Origin of the sequence: Mesorhizobium sp. CA6 (genome assembly GCF_020165035.1) — a bacterium.
In the GTDB taxonomy this organism is placed as follows: Bacteria; Pseudomonadota; Alphaproteobacteria; order Rhizobiales; family Rhizobiaceae; genus Mesorhizobium.
Genome location: NZ_JAIUHI010000001.1, coordinates 266478 through 285682 on the forward strand (window position 1 = coordinate 266478; position 19205 = coordinate 285682).

The window sequence follows — 19205 nt, forward strand, 5'->3', positions numbered from 1 at the left end:
GCCCGGTTTCCGCACTGCGCGGAGCCGGGCGGGCGATCGGCACGGGTGGTTGAGGATGAACACGGCCGCGCGTCCGATAAAGCTTGCCTGCCGAAATGTCTGGAAGGTCTATGGCCGGCGCCCGGCCTATTACTTCGACTCGCGCGGCTATATCATCGATCCCGATGCGCTGGCCGAGCGCCTGCGCGCCGAGGCGCATCTGCCGGCCGTGGTCGATGCCAGCTTCGAGGTGGCGACCGGCGAGATATTCGTCATCATGGGTCTGTCCGGCTCCGGCAAGTCGACCCTGGTGCGCTGCCTGTCGCGCCTGGTCGAGCCGAGCGCCGGCGAGATACTGCTCGACGGTAGGAACCTGCTTGCCGCCAGCGGCAAGGAGCTGATCGAGCTGCGCCGCCACGCCATGGGCATGGTGTTCCAGAATTTCGGCCTGCTGCCGCATCTGAACGTGTTGGGCAATGTCGCCTTCCCGCTGAAGATCCAGGGCAAGCCGGCGAAGGAACGCGAGGCCCGCGCCCGCGAGATGATCGCGCTGGTCGGACTCGAAGGCCGCGAGGCATCCTTCCCGCACCAGCTCTCCGGCGGCCAGCAGCAGCGCGTCGGCATCGCCCGTTCGCTTGCGGTGGGGCCGGAGCTCTGGTTTCTCGACGAGCCGTTCTCGGCGCTCGATCCGCTGATCCGCAAGCAGATGCAGGATGAGTTCCTGCGCCTGCAGCGCATGCTGAAGAAGACCATCATCTTCATCACCCACGATATCGCCGAGGCCTTCCGGCTTGCCGACAGGCTGGCGATCATGCGGGCCGGCAAGATCGTGCAAATCGGCCGTCCCGCCGACATCGTGCTCAACCCGGCCGACGACTATGTCGCGCAGTTCACCGAGGACATGCCGCTGTTGCGCGTCATCACGGCCGGCGACATCGCCACGCCCGCCAATGGCGCGCTGTTGCCGGAACGAAGCGTCGTCGCCGACACCAGCCTCGAGGCGCTCATCCCGCAACTCGCCGCGGGCGCCACGGCCTTCACCGTTTCCGGGGTGGGTGACAGCCCGCCGGCGGTGCTCGACGCCAGCGCCGTGCTCGCGGTGCTCGAACGCGAGCAGGCAAGGCGCAAGAACTCATGACGGCGCCGGCCGCGGCATTTCGACCCTCATCGCGGTTCGTGGTGGAACCGGCGTTTCTGCCTTGGTGCGGCCTGGCCGTGCTGACGGCGCTTTGCCTGCTTCTCAAAACCGAGCTTCCCTGGCTGGTCAATTTCCCCAAGCAATGGACGCTGCCGCTGGCTACCTACATCAACGCCGTGACCGACATTGTCGTCGCCGTCATCCAACCGGCCTTCCGGGCGCTGTCCGCTTTGCTCGATGCGCCGATGCGCGGCGCGCGGCTGGCGGTCGCCTGGCTGCCCTGGCCGGCGGTGATGCTGGCGATCGCCGCCCTTGCGCTGAAGTCGGGCGGTGAGCGGTTGGCGATCTTCGCGCTCGCCACGCTCGCCTATATCCTGCTCGCCGGCTACTGGCCGCAGAGCATGAACACGCTGGCGCTGGTGCTGCTGGCGGTGCCGATCTCCACCGTACTCGGCTTCCTGCTTGGCTTTCTGGGTTACGCCCGCCCGCGCTGGCGTCCGGTCCTGCTCGGCGCGCTCGACCTGATGCAGACGGTGCCGGCCTTCGCCTATCTCATTCCGCTCCTGCTCCTGTTCGGCTTCGGTCCGGTGGTTGGGCTGATCGCCTCGGCGATCTATGCGACGCCGCCGATGGTCCGCAACACCATGCTCGGATTGGACCGTGTGCCGGCGGCCATCAGCGAGGCCGGCTTGATGAGCGGCTGCACACGCCGTCAGCGATTCTGGCAGGTCGAGGTGCCGACGGCGCTGCCGCAGCTTCTCGTCGGCTTCAACCAGACGACCGTGGCGGCGCTGTCGATGGTCATCGTCGCCGCCATTATCGGTGGCTTCGAGGATATTGGCTGGGAGGTGCTCTCCTCGATGCGCAAGGCCGAGTTCGGCCAGAGCATCCTCTCCGGCCTCGTCATCGCGCTGCTCGCCATCCTCATCGACCGCCTCACCATCGGCTTCGCGAAGGCGCCGGAGACCGGGCCGACGCCCGCCATGCGCTGGATGACGCCGCGCCGGTTGGCCTTGTCACTGGCGGGTGCGCTGGCTCTCGCCGTGGTCATCCGGTTGGCCGCGCCAGATGCGGCGCTTCTGCCGGAAACCGGTCTGCGCATGCAGATGGGCGCCGTCAACCAATGGCTGCTGGCGCTCGTGCGCGACTACGCCTGGTTCTTCAACGGCGTGCGCAATGCGGTGCTCTACTGCCTGCTTCTGCCGATGCGCGTCGGCATTGCCGGCTCGGCGACGCCGGCAATGTGGGGCTTCACATTGCCATCTTCGGTGCTCGCCGCCTATCTCGTCCTGGTGCTGGCCTCGGCCGTGTTGGCGCTGCGCGGCTTCGGTTGGCGCGGGGCGCTGGCCGTGCTGGCCGCCGGCCTTGTTCTCTATACCGGCTTTCTCGATCTCCCCTGGCCTGCCTTCATCCTTGCCGTCGCGTTGCTTGCCGGCCAGGTGGCCGGGCCGCGGCTCGGTTTTTTCGCGCTTGTCGGCTTCGGGCTGATCCTGGTCAACGGGCTGTGGCCGCAACTGGTGCAGTCGCTCTATCTCTGCACGCTGGCGGTCCTGCTCTGCCTTCTGATCGGCGGCGCGCTCGGCACATGGGCGGCGCATAACGATCGCGTCTCGCATATCCTGAAACCGATCTGCGACGCGTTGCAGACCATGCCGCAATTCGTCTTCCTCATCCCGGCGCTGATGTTCTTCAAGGTGGGCGAGTTCACGGCGCTGATCGCCATCATGCTCTACGCCATCGTGCCGCCGATCCGCTATGTCGAGCACGGGCTGCGGCATGTCCGTCCCGATGTCGTCGAGGCGGTCGAGCAGATGGGCGCGACGCCGATGCAGACCTTGCTGCAGGCCAAGCTGCCGCTGGCTTTGCCGGTCGTCATGCTTGGCCTCAACCAGACCATCATGGCGGCGCTGTCGATGCTGGCAATCGCCGCGCTCGTCGGCACGCGCGATCTTGGCCAGGCAGTCTATGTCGCGCTCGGCAAGGCCGATGCCGGCATGGGCCTGATCGCCGGCCTGTCGATCGCCTTCCTGGCGATCCTCGCCGACCGGCTGATCCAGGCGGGCGTCAGCGGCAGGGCCGACGAAGTCAGCTGAATCTGACGCCCACAAGGCCGCGAAACCGCTAAGGCATTGAAAAATAACATGATTGGCCCGGAGGCGCTGATAGCAGAGACTTCAGGCCGGCCTATGTGATCCAAGAAAAGAGCCTGGACACCCTCCCATGGGCCAGATTCCCGCAGTCATTGCACCGGCTAATTTTGCTTTGCGGCTTGGTCGCGGTGCCATAGCTTCCGTTCCGGAAGACCTTGCCGACAAATTTGGTCGCCAGACCTGCATGGATATGGCGTGCCTGTGAAAGCAACTACCCATGTCAAGGCCATGTCCGCTTTTGCCTTGGCGAATTTCGGTGGCTTCGACCGGCCCACGCTAGCCCAGAACGAGAGCGCCTTCCCGCCTAGCCCGAAGGCAATCGAAGCCGGCCGGGTCGCTGTGGCACGCAGCCATCTCTACCCGGACCCGGACTGGACCTTGCTGCGCGACGCGATCGCAAGATCCTATGGGATCGAGCGTGATCTCATCCTGTGCGGCGCGGGTTCGATGGAGCTGATTGCCTGTACCATCGCGGCCTTCGCCGGACCGGGCGCTGACGTGCTGGGTACGGACTATGCCTATAATTTCGCCGCCTCGGCGGCCGCGCGCGTCGGGGCGACCTATGCCAAAGCGCAGGAGCGCGGCTTTGAGGTCTCGATCGACGCCGTCCTGGCGGCGGTGACGTCGGCGACGCGTATCGTGTTCGTCTGCAATCCGGGCAACCCGACCGGCACGCGCATCAAGAACGCGGAGCTGCTGCGCCTGCGCGCGGCCCTTCCCGGCGACGTTCTCCTGATGGTCGACCAAGCCTATGGCGAATTCGACGATCAGGATCCGCAAGCCGTCTTCGCGCTGGCCGGGCGCGGCGACACCGTCATCCTGCGCAGTCTGTCCAAGGCATATGGGCTGGCCGGCGCGCGCATCGGCTGGGGCTTGTTCGCGCCGCGGATCGCCGCCGAGGTGCGCAAGATGCAGAACTCCAACCAGGTCTCGACGGTGAGCCTCGCCATGGCCGTCGCGGCGCTAGAGGATCAAGCCTATACGCGCGCAATCGTAACCCGCACCGCCGACATTCGCGACCGCTTCGCGCAAGGCTTGCGAGCGGCCGGATACGAAGTCCCCGAAAGCCGGACCAATTTCGTTCTGGCGCGTTTTGCCGACGCGGCGGCAGCGGCCGCCGCCGACAGTGCCCTGCGCGGCGTCGACATTATCGTGCGCGGCCTCTCCGGTTACGGCCTGACGGACTGCCTGCGCATCACCATCGGGCCGCAGGAAGTCATGGACCGCGCGCTGCGTATCCTGACCGCCCTGCGCGGCCGGCAATGCTGGTAAGGGCTTCATCCGAGGGGATTTCATGACGTCAGACGCACCGTACCTGCCCGCTCGCGATTTCATCGGCTATGGCGAGCGGCCTCCGCCGGCCGAGTGGCCGGGCGGCGTGAAATTGGCGCTCAACATCGTCGTCAATTACGAGGAAGGTGCCGAATACTCGATCGGCGAAGGCGACGGCGTTTCCGAAACGATCCTGTCCGACCTTGCCGTCGCGCCCGCCGTGCCGGGCCTGCGCAACCGCAACATGGAATCGCTTTATGAATACGGTTCGCGTGTCGGCGTCTGGCGGCTCATCTCGCTGTTCCGGGACAAGGGCGTCATCCCGACCTTCTACATTGTCGGGCGCGCGCTTGAGATCAACCCGGCGGCTGGCAAGGCGATCGCAGCACTTGGCAGCGACATCGTCTGCCACGGCTGGCGCTGGATCGACTACGCCCCGCTCAGCGAGGAGGAAGAGCGCCAGCACATCGCCATGACGGTGGACACGGTGCGAAACATCACCGGCATCGATCCCCTCGGGTGGTACACCGGCCGGCCAAGCCTCAACACGAGAAGGCTGGTGGTCGAGCATGGCGGCTTCCTGTTCGACTGCGACGACTACAATGACGACCTGCCCTATTTCGTCGATGTCGGCGCCAAGCGGCACCTCGTCGTGCCGCACAGCTTCGACAACAACGACAGCCGCTTTTCGCGCGGTTCAGGCTTGGAGACCGGCAGCCAGTTCTTCGACTATGTCAGCGACGGCGTCGACTGGCTGCTGAAGGAAGGCCAGAAGACCCCGCGCATGATGACGGTGTCGCTGCATTGCCGGCTGGCGGCGCGGCCGGGGCGAATGGTCGGGCTGGATCGCTTCCTCGACAAGATCACCGCCAATCCCGACATCTGGGTCTGCCGCCGCTCCGACCTCGCCCGCCACTGGCTGGACCGGTTCGGCGGCTAAGCCACCGAGCCGTTACCAGCGAAGTCTCTATTTATTCGGCACCTCATAGACCTTGCCGTGCCAGGGTGCTGCATCGATCTGGTCGAGCGCCATCACATAAAGCACCTTCTCGTCCGGTCCGAAGGCGAAGTTCGGCATCGACGGCGACGGCACCGAAAGCGTGCGCAAGAGCTTGGCGTCTTTGTCCACGACGATGATCTTGCCTGGCGAGTCGAGCGAGCGCGGGCTCTGGCCGATATACATCTCGCCTTCTTTGTCCATCTTGATGCCGTCGGGCCAGATATGCGGCTGGTTCGGGAACAGATCGTCGAGCCGCAGGAACACGCGGCGGTTGCTCAAGGTGTGGTCGGACGAAACGTCGAACTCGATGATCCGGTTGTCCTCGGTCTCGACCAGATAGAGGATCTTGCCGTCATTCGACATGACAAGGCCGTTGGCATTGTGCAGGTCGCCGGCGGCCTTCTTCACGCTGCCGTCCTTGCCGATGTAATAGGCCGAAGCGTCGATCAGCGGACCGCCCTTGCCGGAGCCCGTGAAATAGACGCCACCATCCTTGTCCGGTGCGAAATCGTTCGGTCCGCTGAACGGCTTGCCGTCCGTGTCCTTGTCATAGGCAGGCAGCGTCTTGCCGTCGGCCGAGATGCGGCCGATCGTGTTGTTGTCGTAGCAGGTGACGAGGAACTCGCCGGTGGTGGTCGGCAGCACGGCCGAGGGGCCGCAGCCATCCATCTTCCAGAAAATGTCGTTCTTCTTGCCGTCCCAGACAGTGACCGTGCCGCGGCCATATTCGACGTAAAACAGCTTGTCCTGATACCAGATCGGACCTTCGGCAAACCACGCGTCGTCATTGACCACCTTGACGTCGGCCGCCTGCGCGGCGGACGTCAGAACCAGGGCAAGCATCGTGCCCAGCAAATGCCGTTTGATCATGCGATTCTCCTTTTGTTTTCGTAGTTGAGGCCCTCTTCGAATTTCGTGCGCTTCCAGCGGCTTGGCGACTTACGACCGCAGCCGCTTGCCCTCCGGGTCGAAGGGCGGATGCGCGAGCAGCACCGCATCATGCGGCCGCCCGAGGATGGCGACAGTCACCTTGTCGCCGGCCTTGGCGGTTCCGGCCTTGACGTAGCCCATCGCCAGCGACTGAGTGACGAAATAGCCGTAGGCGCCCGATGACACCTGGCCGATCGGCGTGCCGTCCGGCAGGAAGATCGGCTCGCCGCCGGTCGCGTCGGCATCCTTGGCCGACACGGAAAGCATGATGAGTTCATCCCGCGCCGGCTTGTCGGCGACGGCGAGATAGGCGTCGCGGTTGAGGAATTGCTTGTCCGTCTTGATCAGGCGATCGAGCTTGACCTCCTGCGGCCAGTATTCCGGCGAGTATTCGCGGCTCCAGCTGCCATAGCCCTTTTCGACGCGCAGCGACATCAGCGCCCGTGAGCCGACCGGCCCGGCGCCGACTTCCGCGCCCGCCTTGAGCAACGCGCGGTAGAGCTCGACCTGGTCGGCCGACTTGCAGTGCAGCTCCCAGCCAAGATCGCCGGTGAAGGAAACCCTCAACGCCACGACGTCGACGCCGGCGACGGTGATCTGCCGCGAGCGCATGAACGGGAAGGCCTCGTTCGACAGATCATCATTGGTGAGCCGCTGCAGGAGCTCGCGCGATTTCGGGCCGGCGACGTTGAAGCCGCCGAGATCCTCGGTACGCGAGCGGAAGGTCGTGCCTTCCGGCAGCGGCACCGATTTGAAGAAGCGCTGATGAAAACGCTCGGCCATGCCCGAGCCGATCACCATGAACTCGTCCTCCGCCAGTCTGGTCACGGTGAAGTCGCCGGCAATGCCGCCGCGCTTGCCGATCAGCGGCGTCAGGCAGGAGTTGCCGACCTTGGCCGGCATGCGATTGGCGAAGAGCGCGTTCAGCCAGGCTTCCGCGTCCGGCCCCTTTATCTCGTATTTGGCAAAATTGGAGATGTCGATGATGCCGGCATGCTCGCGCAGCATACGCGCCTCGCGGCCGACCGGCCCCCACCAGTTCTGCCGAGTGAAGCCGATCGTTTCCTCGCGCGGCTCGCCTTCGGCCGCGAACCACAGCGGATGCTCCCAGCCGAAATTGAGGCCGAACACCGCGCCCATCTCCTTCTGCATCTCGTAAACCGGCCGTGTCCGCACCGGACGGCCGGCGGCGCGCTCCTCGTTCGGGAAATGGATCTTGAAACGGTGGCTGTACTGGTCCTGCACGCGCGCCTTGGTGAAGGCCTTTCCGGCCCAATGGCCGAAGCGCGCCATGTCCCAGCCGAACATGTCGAGCGAAGGCTCTCCCTCGATCATCCACTCGGCGGCGAGCTTGCCCATGCCGCCTGATTGCGAGAAGCCGGGGATAATGCCGTTGCAGCAGAAATAATTGCTGAGCTCCGGCGCCGGTCCGAACAGCACCGCGCTGTCGGGAGACCAGATCATCGGACCGTTGATCACCTTCTTGACGCCGGCGGCCGCGACCGCCGGCACGCGCTGGATGGCGCGCATCATGTTTTCCTCGATGCGGTCGAGATCGTCGGGAAACAGCTCGTGGCCGAAATCCATCGGCGTGCCGTCCTCGGCCCAGAATTTCATGTTGCGTTCGTAGGCGCCGATCAGCAGCCCCAAACCTTCCTGGCGCAGATAATATTCGCCGTCGCGATCGGCGACCGATGGCAGCCGCCGTCCCATCGATGCGATTTCCGGAATGGTTTCGGTGACGAAATACTGGTGCTCGGTCGGGATCAACGGCAGTTGCAGCCCGGCCATGGCGGCGACCTCCCTGCCCCACAGGCCGGCGGCGTTGACTACCCATTGCGTGCGGATATCGCCCTTTGGCGTGCGCACGATCCAGCTGCCGTCCGCTTGCGCCTCGGTCGCCGTGACCGGGGTGAAGCGATGGATTTCCGCGCCGCGCTGCCGCGCCCCCGCGGCGTAAGCCGCAGTCACGCCCGACGGATCGACATTGCCGCCCTCCGGCTCATACATGACGCAGCGAATGCCGTCGAAATCGACCAGCGGATGCAGTCGCTCCGCTTCGTCGCGACCGACCTCGTAGAAGTTCATCTTGTAGCGCCGCGCCTTGGCTTCCTGCAGCCGCAGTTGATGCTCGCGGGCCTCGGTCTGGGCCAGATAGAGCGAACCCGGCTGGAAGATACCGCAGCCCTGGCCGGTCTCCGCTTCCAGCTCCTTGTAGAGCGCCATCGTGTAGTGCTGCAGCCGGCTGATATTGGTGGAATCATGCAGGCCGTGGATGTTGGCGGCCGCGTGCCAGGTCGAACCGGAGGTCAGCTCGCTGCGTTCCAGAAGCAGGACATCCGTCCAGCCGAACTTGGCGAGATGATAGAGGATCGAGCAGCCGATCAGACCACCGCCAATGACAACGGCTTGTGCATGAGTACGCATATCGAGATTTCTTCCCTTTGTTCGGCGACTTTGCTTCGCGCTCTTTGGCAGCGCTTTGGCATTTCAATTAGCTGACTGATCGGTCGCAGTCGCCAGCGAATTCAGGGGCGCAAACCGCGCCCCTGAATGGTGTTTAGCTGCCGGTCTAGGCCCTATCCAACCAGACCTTGTCGAGCTGCAGTTCGAACGTCTGGTGCATGCCGAGGTTCTTCACATAGGTGGCGTGGTGGCGGTAGAGCGAGCGCCAGAACGCTTGGACCAGGATGCCGGAGTCCTGCAGGATGAACTCCACGTCTTTCATCAGCTCCTTGCGCTTGGCCGGGTCGGCAATGGCCATCGCCTCGTTCAGCTTCTTGTCGAACTCCGGATTGGCATAGCCGGACTCGTTCCACGCTTCGCCGCTGCGATAGGCGATCGCCAGCACCTGCACCCCCAGCGGCCGCATGCCCCAGTCGGTGGTCGACCACGGATATTTCGTCCAGTCGTTCCAGAACGACGAGCCCGGGATGATGGTGCGCTTGACCTTGAATCCGGCGTCGCGCATCTGCGCAGCGACGACATCGGCCGGGTCCTTCACATAGTCGGCGTCGTAGGAGATCAGCTCGAATTCGTGATCCGTCTGGCCGGCCTCGGCCATCAGCGCCTTTGCCTTGGCCAGGTCGCGCGGGACTTTGGGCAGTTCGTAATATTCCGGATGGATCGGGCAGACATGATGGTTTTCGGCGATCTGCCCCAGGCCGCTATAGCCGAGTTTCAGCACCGTCTCGTTGTCGACCGCAAGCTGGATGGCGTTGCGCACGCGTTTGTCGTCGTAGGGCTTGTTGGTCACGTTGGTGCGCAGCACGATCGTGCCGGCGGTGACAACCTGCTCCTTGACCAGGCCCATGCTGTCATAGAGATCGACCGTGCCGCCGACCGTCTGGTAGTTGCAGTCGATCTCGCCGGCCTCGAAGGCGCTGCCGATGGCGGGATTGGATGCGTCCGATCCGTAGTCGATCCAGTCGACGCCGTCGAGATAGGGCTCGCCGCCGAACCAGGTGAAATCCTTGCGCCGCCTCACCGAGGCGGATTCGCCGACCTTGTAGGAGATCAGCTCATACGGGCCGGTGCCGGGCGTCTTCAGCATATTGGCGCCGTTCTTGTCGAAGTCGCGATGGACGATAACCGCCGGATAGTCGGAGAAGCCCGGGATGATGGTAACGTCGGACTGATTGCATTTCAGCTTCACCGTATGGTCGTCGACCTTGGTGATGGCGCCTTTGGTAGCTTTTTTCGTAGCGGCGTCGATCAGCGAGCCCATGCGCCCGGCCATCGAGTTGCCCTCAGCCGCCTTATCGCACCAGCGCTCGATGTTGTAGACGATGTCGTCGGCGTTGAAGTCGTCGCCATTCGACCATTTCACGCCCTTGCGCAGATGCAGCGTGTATTCGGTGGCGTCGTCGCTCACCTCCCAGCTCTCGACCAAATGGCCCTCGAAGGTGAAGTCAGTGGTGTAGCGGATCATGTAATCGTTGCACTGGCGCATGACATTGGCGATTTCCGACCAGTCCCAGGCGCGCGGATCCTTCATGTCCTTGATGATCATCTGCATTTTCAGGATGCCGCCCTTCTTGCCGGGCACGGCTGCCGAGGCCTTGGCCGGCTCCATCCCTGCCATCGCATAGGCAAGCGCCGTTGAAGCACCCATCACGCTTGCCATGGCTAGGAATTCGCGGCGGTCCATCCGCCCGCCTTTGACTTCAGCTGCGTAGCTTTCGATGACCGCCGGCACGCGGTCACCGTTGCTCTTGAACATCGTCATCGTTGTTCTCCGGTTCAGGGCTTTCCGCCCGTTGCATTCCCCTTGCGGCTCAGCATGTTAGGGGTGATGCAAAAATCGCGGAAGGGCTCGACCCTTCACAAACCGCAGAAAACCGGCGCTTGAGGCCTAAAAAAACAATGGCATTGGCTAGCTAAATTTTTGAAGGAGCGGATAGCGCTATGGTCGGGCGGCGTCTTCCCTGGCCCTGGACAAGATCCATTCCCTCACTGTTCGGGCGATATTTCCCTTCGAAAGCTGGCTCTCGGTGAGATAGTAATTCCAGGGACTTGGCGGCCGCACCGGAAACGGCTCGACGAGAAGCCCGCGGCGCATATAGGCATGCGCCAGCGAGCGCTGCGTGGCAACGAGACCCGCCCCCATCGCGGCGAGCTCGAGCGCGATGTTGGAGGCGTTGGTCGACAGGCCCTTGTCATGGTCCTCCATGTCAACGCCGAGCGACTCGGTCACCGCCTGCCAGTATTCCTGGCGGCCATGCACGAAGATCCAGTCCACCTTTAGCATGTCCTGCGGCGTCTTCAGCGCATGCTCGCCCTCGAGCAAGGCAGGGGCGCAGAGCAGCACCAGTTCGTCGTTCCAGAGCGGGATCGCCGCCGGCGGACTGTCATCGAAACGCCGCGTCGAGATTGTGATGTCGGCGATCTGCTCGTTCAGATCCTCCCAGATCGTGCCGTGCAGGACGATCTCGATCTCAGGATGCTTCTTGCGGAAGGCGGCCATGCATCCCGCCAGCCAGTTTTCCGCAAGGCTCATCGGGCACGAAACCACGACTGTCCGGTTGCGAGAGGACGCGACGATCGCCTCAGTCGCCTGGTCGATCTGGTCGAGCGCCTGGCGCAAGGTCGGCAGGAACGCCTCCCCCATCTCGGTCAACTTCAGGCTGCGCGGATAGCGGATGAACAGCTGCCGGCCGATATAATGTTCGAGCGCGCGCACATGCGTGCTGACCGCGGCTTGCGTGTAGCCCAGTTCCTTGGCAGCGGTGGTAAAGCTCAGATGCCTGGCCGAGCTCTCGAACGAGCGGATATAGTTCAAGGGGGGTGGCGGCTTCATCCCGGTCTCCTGTTCCACAGTTGCCTAGCTATCGCATGGGCAACCGGGCGTTCAATCGCAGACAAGCGACATGGCATCAATATTTTTGGCCAAAGCCGCCAAACTAATCGCGTGCCTGCGCGATGAACCCAATTTAATGATGTTGTGAGAAGACAGGGGAGATAAGCGCGTGGCTGTGCCGTCATACCGGCGTGAGGGGCCTGTCGTCAGTTCCGATACGTTCACACGCCTGGCCGATTTCGTGCTGCGGCGTCCAGCTTCCGTCTTCCCTCAGCCGGTGCTCGAACAGGCCCGTTACCTCCTGCTCGACACGCTGGGCATCGCCGTTGCGGCAGGACCGATGGAGGCCGGCCGCATCGCCCGCGACGCCGCCGTCCTGCTCTATGGCTCGGGCGACCCGCAATATTCCGCCCGCATGCTGTTCGACGGACGGCGCGCCAGCATTGCCGGCGCGGCCTATGCCGTCGCCACGCAGATCGACAATCTCGACGCCCACGACGGCTACAGCCCCACCAAAGGCCATATCGGCGTGGCGGTCGTGCCGGCGCTTGCAGCACTCGCGGAGGCGAGGCCCGACCTCACCGGGCCGGAGGCGCTGGCGTCCCTGGTCGTCGGCTACGAAATCGCCGGCCGGGCCGGCATTGCCTTGCATGCGACGGTGAGCGACTATCATACCTCCGGCGCCTGGAACGCCCTGGGCGTTGCGGCGATCGCGGCACGGCAGCGGCGGCTCGACGAAACGCAACTGCGCGAGGCGCTGGGCATTGCCGAGTATCATGGCCCGCGCAGCCAGATGATGCGCGAGATCGCCACGCCAACCATGCTGCATGACGGCTCCGGCCTCGGCGCTCTCGTCGGCCTCTCCGCGGCGGTGCTGGCCGAGCGCGGCTTCACCGGCGCGCCGGCGATCACGGTAGAGGCGCCGGAGGTCGCGACCCATTGGCAGGACCTCGGCGTCTTCTGGCAGTCGCTCCATCAATACCTTAAACCCTACCCGATCTGCCGCTGGGCGCATGCGGCCATTGATGCCGTGCGTGGACTTTGCCTGGCGCACAACCTTGCCCCGTCCGACATCGGCCATGTCCAGGTCAACAGCTTCCACTATGCCGCAACGCTCTTCGACGGCATGCCGGACACGACCTCGAAGGCGCAATACAGCCTGCGCTTCGCCGTGGCGACCTTCATCCTCCATCGGCGCATCGGGCTCGAGCATATTTCCGGCTCCGGGCTCGTGGACGCCGCGGTCGCGGACATGCTGACGCGCATCACCGTGACCGAAACCGAGCGCCACAGCGCCCGCTTCCCGGCCGGCCGCTGGGCCGACGTCGTCATCACGACGACGGACGGACGTGTGCTGGCGTCCGGCGACGTGCATGCGCGCGGCGGCCCGGAAGCGCCGATGACCAGGCAGGACGTCGAGGCCAAATACATGGAGTTCGCCGCGCCCGTGCTGGGATCTAGCCGCGCCGCTGCGATCCGCGACGCGGTGCTTTCGCTCGACGACCGCAACAGCCGCTTCTCCGATCTCTCGGCGCTGCTCTACGATCCTCCCAAGATTTCGAGCTGAGCCCGCAATGCCCCTCAGGCTCCTGAAATACGGTCTCAGCAGGGACTATCCGGTGAGCGGCGACATCCCCGCCACGCCCGAGCTGAAGCCGGCCTATGACGTCGTCATCATCGGCGGCGGCGGGCATGGACTGTCCTGCGCGCATCATCTTGCAAAGTACCACGGCATAAAGAGTGTGGCGGTGCTGGAGAAAGCCTATCTCGCCGGCGGCAACACGGCGCGCAACACCACCACCATCCGCTCCAACTACATCACGCCGGAAGGCATCGCTTTCTACAAAGAAGGCGTCGAGCTGTTCGAGCGGCTCTCGCACGAGCTCGATTTCAACGTCATGTTCTCGCAGCGCGGCCAGCTTACGTTGGCGCATAGCGAGGCGACGATGCGCAGCTTCCACATGCGCGCCGAAATGGGCAAGCATATGGGCACGCGCACCGAGGTCGTCGACCAGAAGGGCGTCGAGGAGCTCTGCCCGCTTTTGAATATGGACTATGGCGGCCCGCTCGAAATCCTCGGCGGGCTCTGGCATGCCGACGGCGGAACGGCGCGCCATGACGCCGTCGCCTGGGGCTACGCCGCCCAGGCGTCGCGACGTGGCGTCGAGATCCACCAGCGCACCGAGGTGCAAGACTTCGAGGTCGTCGGCGACCGGGTCCAGGCCGTCAAGACGAACAGGGGCCGCGTCGCTTGCGGCCAGGTGCTGATCGCCACCGGCGGCATGAACTATGACGTCGCGCTGAAGGCCGGCGTCGAGCTTCCCATCCGCTGCTATCCGCTGCAGGCAATGGTGACCCAGCCCTTGAAACCCTGGCTGCACACGCTGGTCTCGTCCGTTTCCCTGCACACCTATCTCGTGCAATCCTCGCGCGGCGAAATCGTCATCGGCGGCGGCTCCGATCCCTACCAGCTCTATTCGACGCGCTCGACGCTCGACATGAAGGAGCATCTTGCCGAAGGCGCCGTCCACCTCTTCCCCTTTCTGCAAGGTGTGCGCCTGCTCCGGCAGTGGGCCGGCATCACCGACATGACGCCGGACTACAGCCCGATCATGGGTGCCAGCCCGCTTACCAATCTCTGGCTCGATTGCGGCTGGGGCACCTGGGGCTTCAAGGCGACGCCTGTCGCCGGCAAGCGCATGGCGCAGACCATCGCCGACGGCCGGGTGCCCGATATCCTCAAACCATTTGCATTGGAGCGCTTCGAAACCTTCCGGCTGCTCAATGAAATGGGCGCGACTGCCGCCAGCCATTAGCCATGAAACCACACTGACCGATGAAACTGCTTACCTGCCCCATGAACGGCCTGCGCAACATCGACGAGTTCCAGTCCTTCGGCCCGGTGCGTGCGCGGCCCGATCCGGACGCAACCGCCGATACCGAATGGTCGCGCCATCTGTTCCGCGCAGAAAACCGCAAAGGTGTCGTGACCGAGTGGTGGCGGCACGTGCCGAGCAACTATTTTTTCCTGGCCGAACGCGATCTCGTGAGCAACGAGATCATCTGCACCTTCGATGCGTCCGAGCTGCGGGACCGCGCATGAACCGGCTGCTCGCCCCTTTTGGAAGCCGCATCGATCGAAGCCGGCCTATCCGCTTCACCTTCGAAGGCAAGCCTTTTAAAGGCTATGAAGGCGACAGCATCGCCAGCGCCCTCGCCGCTTCCGGCCAATGGGTGTTGTCGCGCTCGTTCAAATATCATCGACCGCGTGGCATCCTGTCGATGACCGGGACCGACGCCAACGCGCTGGTGCAATTGCCATTCGAACCTAACGCCGCCGCGGAGTGGACGCCGATCAGCGAAGGGCTGCGGGTCAGCGCACAGAACGTCAACGGCTCGCTTGAGCGCGACCGCGATGCCATCATGGACAGGTTCGGCCGCTTCCTGCCGGTCGGGTTCTACTACCGCACCTTCATGGGTCCGCGCCGCGATAGCTGGCTGAAATTCTGGGAGCCGGTGATCCGTCGCAAGGCGGGCCTGGGCGTGGTCGACACCAAGGCCCCGCACCGGCATTTCGACAAGACGCATCTGCATTGCGACCTGCTCGTCGTCGGCGCAGGCCCGGCGGGATTGAGCGCCGCGATCGCCGCTGCTGAAGCTGGCGCCGATGTGGTGCTGTGCGACGAGAATCCTGAGATCGGCGGCTCGCTGAGCTATGGCCGCTACGATCCGGCCATCCTCTCCGGTCTGTTGGCAAGGCTCGAGTCGCTGCCCAATCTCAAGGTGCTGACCGGCACGGTCTGCAATGGCTGGTATGAAGACAACTGGCTGCCGCTGATCGAGGGCGATCGCCTCTATCGCACGCGCGCTCGCGAGGTGATCCTGGCGACCGGCGTCATCGAGCAGCCGGCCGTCTTCCGCAACAACGACCTGCCCGGGATCATGCTCGGCAGCGCCGCCCAACGGCTGATCCGGCACTATGGCGTGCGCCCTGGCACCAGCGCCGTGGCGCTCGCCGCCAATGACGACGGCTACCGGACGGCGCTCGACCTGCTGGATGCGGGTGTGTCGGTCGTCGAGCTTGTCGATCCGAGACCCGCTCGCGAGGCCGGTCCGTTGGAAACCGAACTGCGCAGCAAAGGCGTCACCATGCGCAAAGGCGCGACTATCGAAGCGGCGGAAGGCACAGTCGGAAATCGCCACCTTGTCCGCGTCCGTGTCGGCGGGAGCTGGATTGCTTGCGACCTGCTGACGGTTTCGATCGGCCAGGCGCCAGCATGGCAATTGCCGTGCCAGGCCGGCGGCAAGGTCGGCTATGATGCCGGCATGCAAACGATGACGATCACGTTGCCGAAAGGTCCCGTCCATCTCGCCGGCGCCGTTGCCGGATCGGATGATCTTGAGGACGCGATCGCCAGCGGCCGGCGCGCGGCGGCAGCAGCGCTCGTGCGACTCGGCCATGCGGTCGCCGATGAGCCTCAGGTCACGGCGAAGACCATTCGGCCGCGCTATGTGCAGCCGATTGTCGCCGACCCCAAGGGACGTGACTTCGTCGACTTCGACGAGGATCTGCAAGTCAAGGATCTGCAGAACGCGACCAAGGACGGCTATCGCGAGATCGAGCTCGTCAAGCGTTTCACCACCGTCGGCATGGGCCCTAGCCAGGGACGCCATTCGGCCTTGGCGACCGCCCGGATCGTCGCCGAGGCGACCGGCCGGACGGTCGGCGAAATCGGCATCACCACGGCGCGGCCTCCCGTCGGGCCGGAAACGCTCGGCGTGCTCGCCGGCCACCACGAAGTGTTGGAACGCCGCACGGCGCTGCATGCAAGGCACCTCGCGCTGAACGCGGCGATGAAGCCGGTCGGCGCATGGTGGCGGCCTTACTACTATGGAGACGCAAGCAGCGTTCGCGAGGAAATCCTCGCCGTGCGCGAAGGCGCCGGCCTGCTCGACGTCTCGACGCTCGGCAAGCTGGAGATCCGCGGGCCGGACGCCGGCGAATTTCTCGATCGTCTCTACACGATGGCGCATGCCAACCAGCCGGTGGGCCGCGTCCGCTACTGCCTGATGCTCAACGAGATGGGCTCGGTGATCGACGACGGCGTCGCCTACCGGATGGCCGAGGACCAGTTCTATGTGACGGCGACCACCGGCGCCGTCGGGCGCGTCTATGCCGACATGCTGTTCTGGAATGCCGAGTGGCGCCTGAAGGTCGACGTGCTCAACCTCACCGGCGCCTTCTCGGGCCTCAACGTCACCGGACCCAAGGCGCGCCAGGTGCTCGAAGCGCTGGAGAGCGACATCGACTTCAGCCGTGACGCCTTCCCTTATCTCAGCGGCCGCGAAGGCATGGTCGCCGGCGTGCCGGTGCGGGTGATGCGCATCGGCTTCACCGGCGAGCTGAGCTATGAATTGCACTGCCCGTCTAGCCTGGCGCCCAGTCTATGGGATGCGGTGATGGTGGCGGGCCGACCGCATGGTCTGCGTCCCTATGGGCTGGAGGCATCGCGCATATTGCGCCTGGAGAAGGGCCACATCCTGATCGGCCAGGATACGGATGCGATCACTACGCCTGATGAGCTGGGCTTCGGCTGGGCCGTCTCGAAGAAGAAGCCGTTCTTCGTCGGCAAGCGCTCGATCGAGATGCGCGCAAGGCTCGGCCAGGCCCGTAAGCTGGTCGGCCTGCAATTCCCGGCCGGCGCGCGGAACATCCCCGGCGAAAGCTGTCTGGTGCTGCGCGGCGGCGCGCCTGTCGGTCAGATCACCTCGGTCGGATATTCGCCGTCGCTCGGGCATCACATTGCGCTCGCCTATGTCCATGTCGACGACCAGGCTGAAGGCAGCCGCGTGACGGTGAAGTGCCGCAATGGCGAGCTGGTCGAGGCGCCGGTCGTCGCCCACGCCTTCTTCGACCCGACCAACGCGCGGCAGGAGATCTAGATGGCCGCCGGCACCGCGACGCGCATCTACCCCTTCATGCCTGGCGGCGCGGCCGACGGCCCGGAGCTGATTTCCGGCGCGGTCGTGCTGAGCGACCTCACGGACCGCCCGCGCTTTGGCCTGAAAGGCGGCGGGAGCGCCGCCTGGCTTGCCGCGCAAGGCATTACGCTACCGTGCGTCAACCGCATCGGCGAGCATCGCGGCATGCAGGTTCTGCGCCTCGGCAACGAGGACATCCTACTTCTCGCGGAGGACGCCGGCGAGACTCTCGCCGAAGTCAAAGCGGCCTGGCAGGCTGCGACGGCGCCGAAAGGCTACTCGTCATGGCGCGAGGAAAGCTGGGCATGGATGCGCCTTTCCGGTCCTGAACTTGCCGAAGCGATGAGGGCGCTTTGCGCGCTGGACCTGAGACCGCAAAAATTCGGCCCCGACGATGTCGCCCAGACGCGCGTCGGCCATATCGAGGCCGTGACGTTCCGTTCGCCGACGGGTTTCGACATACTCTTCGACATCACCGCTTCGGCCTACTTCGCCCGCGCCGTCGCGGCGGTGGCCGGCCACACAGGCAAGCACAGAGGACATTCATGACCCGCCCGCAAGGAACCATCGCCCCGATCCTGACGCCATTCGAAGATGACGGACGCATCGCGCGCGATCTGTGGATCTCTCACGCCAAATGGGTGCTGGACCAGGGCGCGCATTTCCTCTCGCCCTTCGGCACGACGGGCGAAGCGCTGTCGGTGTCCTTGCGCGAGCGCATGCAGGCGCTGGAATGGCTGGTCGAGGCCGGCATTGCGCCGGACCGGCTTATGCCCGGCACCGGCGTCACCGCGCTTCCCGAAACGGTCGAATTGTCGGCCCACGCCGTCGGCCTCGGCTGCGCCGCCGTCATGGTGCTGCCCTCCTTCTTCTACACCGGCGCCGGCGACAACGGTCAGGCGCGCTACTACAGCGAGCTGATCGAGAAGGTGGCAAAACCTTCGATGCGCGTGATCCTCTATCACATCCCGCAGAACTCCGGCGTGCCGGTCAGCCCGACGCTGACGGCGAGGCTGAGCAAGGCGTTCCCAAACACCGTTGTCGCCTACAAGGACAGCGCCGGCGACTGGAACAACACCGCCGCCGTCATCGCCGCCGCGCCTGATATCTCGGTCTTTCCGAGCTCCGAGGCGCAGCTCACCAAGGGTCTGGCGAGCGGCGCGGCCGGCTGCATTTCGGCCACCGTCAATTTGAACGCCGCCGCCATTCGCCGCCTCTATGACGCGGCCCGGCAGGGCGAGGACGTCGCCGAAGCCGATGGCGCTATCAAGACGTTCCGGAAGGTCATCCAGGATACCGGGTTGATCCCTGCGATGAAGGCGGTGCTTGCGGTCAAGTCCGGCGACCGGCGCTGGCTGAACCTGCGCGCGCCGCATGAGAATGCGACGCTCGAGAACGGCCGGGCGCTGCTTGCCATCCTCGGCAGCGCCGCCGATCATATCGGCCGCGATTGAG

The 19205-nt window shown here is 64.8% G+C and carries 15 protein-coding genes; 11 read left to right on the plus strand and 4 right to left on the minus strand.

Going from position 1 to position 19205, the window contains the following annotated elements; genetic code table 11:
• The first annotated feature begins 55 nt into the window (after positions 1-55).
• From LB526_RS01170 to LB526_RS01185, 5 genes are all read left to right on the plus strand, one after another.
• Positions 56-1117 (plus strand): glycine betaine/L-proline ABC transporter ATP-binding protein, encoded by a 1062-nt coding sequence (locus LB526_RS01170; RefSeq protein WP_140839232.1) that lies wholly within the window; start codon positions 56-58, stop codon positions 1115-1117.
• Positions 1118-1158: 41 nt separating this feature from the next.
• Positions 1159-3210, plus strand: a complete 2052-nt coding sequence (locus LB526_RS01175) for an ABC transporter permease (RefSeq protein ID WP_224625756.1) — start codon at positions 1159-1161, stop codon at positions 3208-3210.
• Between the two features lie 127 nt (positions 3211-3337).
• Positions 3338-3472 carry a hypothetical protein gene (locus LB526_RS29520; protein WP_263483039.1) on the plus strand — a complete coding sequence of 45 codons (135 nt, stop codon included), beginning with the start codon at positions 3338-3340 and terminating at the stop codon, positions 3470-3472.
• Positions 3463-4539, plus strand: a complete 1077-nt coding sequence (locus tag LB526_RS01180) for a pyridoxal phosphate-dependent aminotransferase (protein WP_224625759.1) — start codon at positions 3463-3465, stop codon at positions 4537-4539. Before LB526_RS29520 ends, LB526_RS01180 begins: the two co-directional genes overlap by 10 nt.
• A gap of 22 nt (positions 4540-4561) precedes the next feature.
• Entirely contained in the window at positions 4562-5479 is a 918-nt protein-coding gene (locus LB526_RS01185) for an allantoinase PuuE (protein WP_095768571.1), read from the plus strand.
• 27 nt (positions 5480-5506) lie between these two features.
• On the opposite strand, the gene LB526_RS01190 is transcribed toward LB526_RS01185, so the two are convergent.
• From LB526_RS01190 to LB526_RS01205, 4 genes are all read right to left on the minus strand, one after another.
• Positions 5507-6409, minus strand: a complete 903-nt coding sequence (locus LB526_RS01190) for an SMP-30/gluconolactonase/LRE family protein (RefSeq protein ID WP_224600560.1) — start codon at positions 6407-6409, stop codon at positions 5507-5509.
• 69 nt (positions 6410-6478) lie between these two features.
• The gene (locus LB526_RS01195) at positions 6479-8896 is read right to left on the minus strand and encodes an FAD-dependent oxidoreductase (protein ID WP_224625761.1); all 2418 of its coding nucleotides are present in this window, start codon (positions 8894-8896) and stop codon (positions 6479-6481) included.
• A 145-nt stretch (positions 8897-9041) separates the two neighbouring features.
• On the minus strand, positions 9042-10697 hold the full coding sequence (locus tag LB526_RS01200) for an ABC transporter substrate-binding protein (RefSeq protein WP_224606380.1): 1656 nt from the start codon (positions 10695-10697) through the stop codon (positions 9042-9044).
• 177 nt (positions 10698-10874) lie between these two features.
• Positions 10875-11768, minus strand: coding sequence for a LysR substrate-binding domain-containing protein (locus tag LB526_RS01205; protein WP_224625763.1), 894 nt, complete (start codon positions 11766-11768; stop codon positions 10875-10877).
• 169 nt (positions 11769-11937) lie between these two features.
• Between LB526_RS01205 and LB526_RS01210 the strand changes: the two genes are divergently transcribed.
• The 6 genes from LB526_RS01210 to LB526_RS01235 are packed head-to-tail and all read left to right on the plus strand — an operon-like array spanning position 11938 to position 19204.
• A complete protein-coding gene (locus LB526_RS01210) occupies positions 11938-13335 on the plus strand; it encodes an MmgE/PrpD family protein (protein WP_224625765.1) in 1398 nt (465 codons plus the stop codon).
• Between the two features lie 7 nt (positions 13336-13342).
• The gene (locus tag LB526_RS01215; RefSeq protein WP_224625767.1) at positions 13343-14584 is read left to right on the plus strand and encodes an FAD-dependent oxidoreductase; all 1242 of its coding nucleotides are present in this window, start codon (positions 13343-13345) and stop codon (positions 14582-14584) included.
• Between the two features lie 20 nt (positions 14585-14604).
• On the plus strand, positions 14605-14871 hold the full coding sequence (locus LB526_RS01220; protein WP_224625769.1) for a sarcosine oxidase subunit delta: 267 nt from the start codon (positions 14605-14607) through the stop codon (positions 14869-14871).
• Complete coding sequence (locus LB526_RS01225) at positions 14868-17711, plus strand: 2Fe-2S iron-sulfur cluster-binding protein (RefSeq protein ID WP_224625770.1); 2844 nt, start codon at positions 14868-14870, stop codon at positions 17709-17711. The genes LB526_RS01220 and LB526_RS01225 overlap by 4 nt, the downstream gene beginning before the upstream one ends.
• The gene (locus LB526_RS01230) at positions 17712-18299 is read left to right on the plus strand and encodes a hypothetical protein (protein WP_224625773.1); all 588 of its coding nucleotides are present in this window, start codon (positions 17712-17714) and stop codon (positions 18297-18299) included.
• Positions 18296-19204, plus strand: a complete 909-nt coding sequence (locus LB526_RS01235) for a dihydrodipicolinate synthase family protein (RefSeq protein WP_224625775.1) — start codon at positions 18296-18298, stop codon at positions 19202-19204. The genes LB526_RS01230 and LB526_RS01235 overlap by 4 nt, the downstream gene beginning before the upstream one ends.
• The last annotated feature ends 1 nt before the right edge of the window (position 19205 follow it).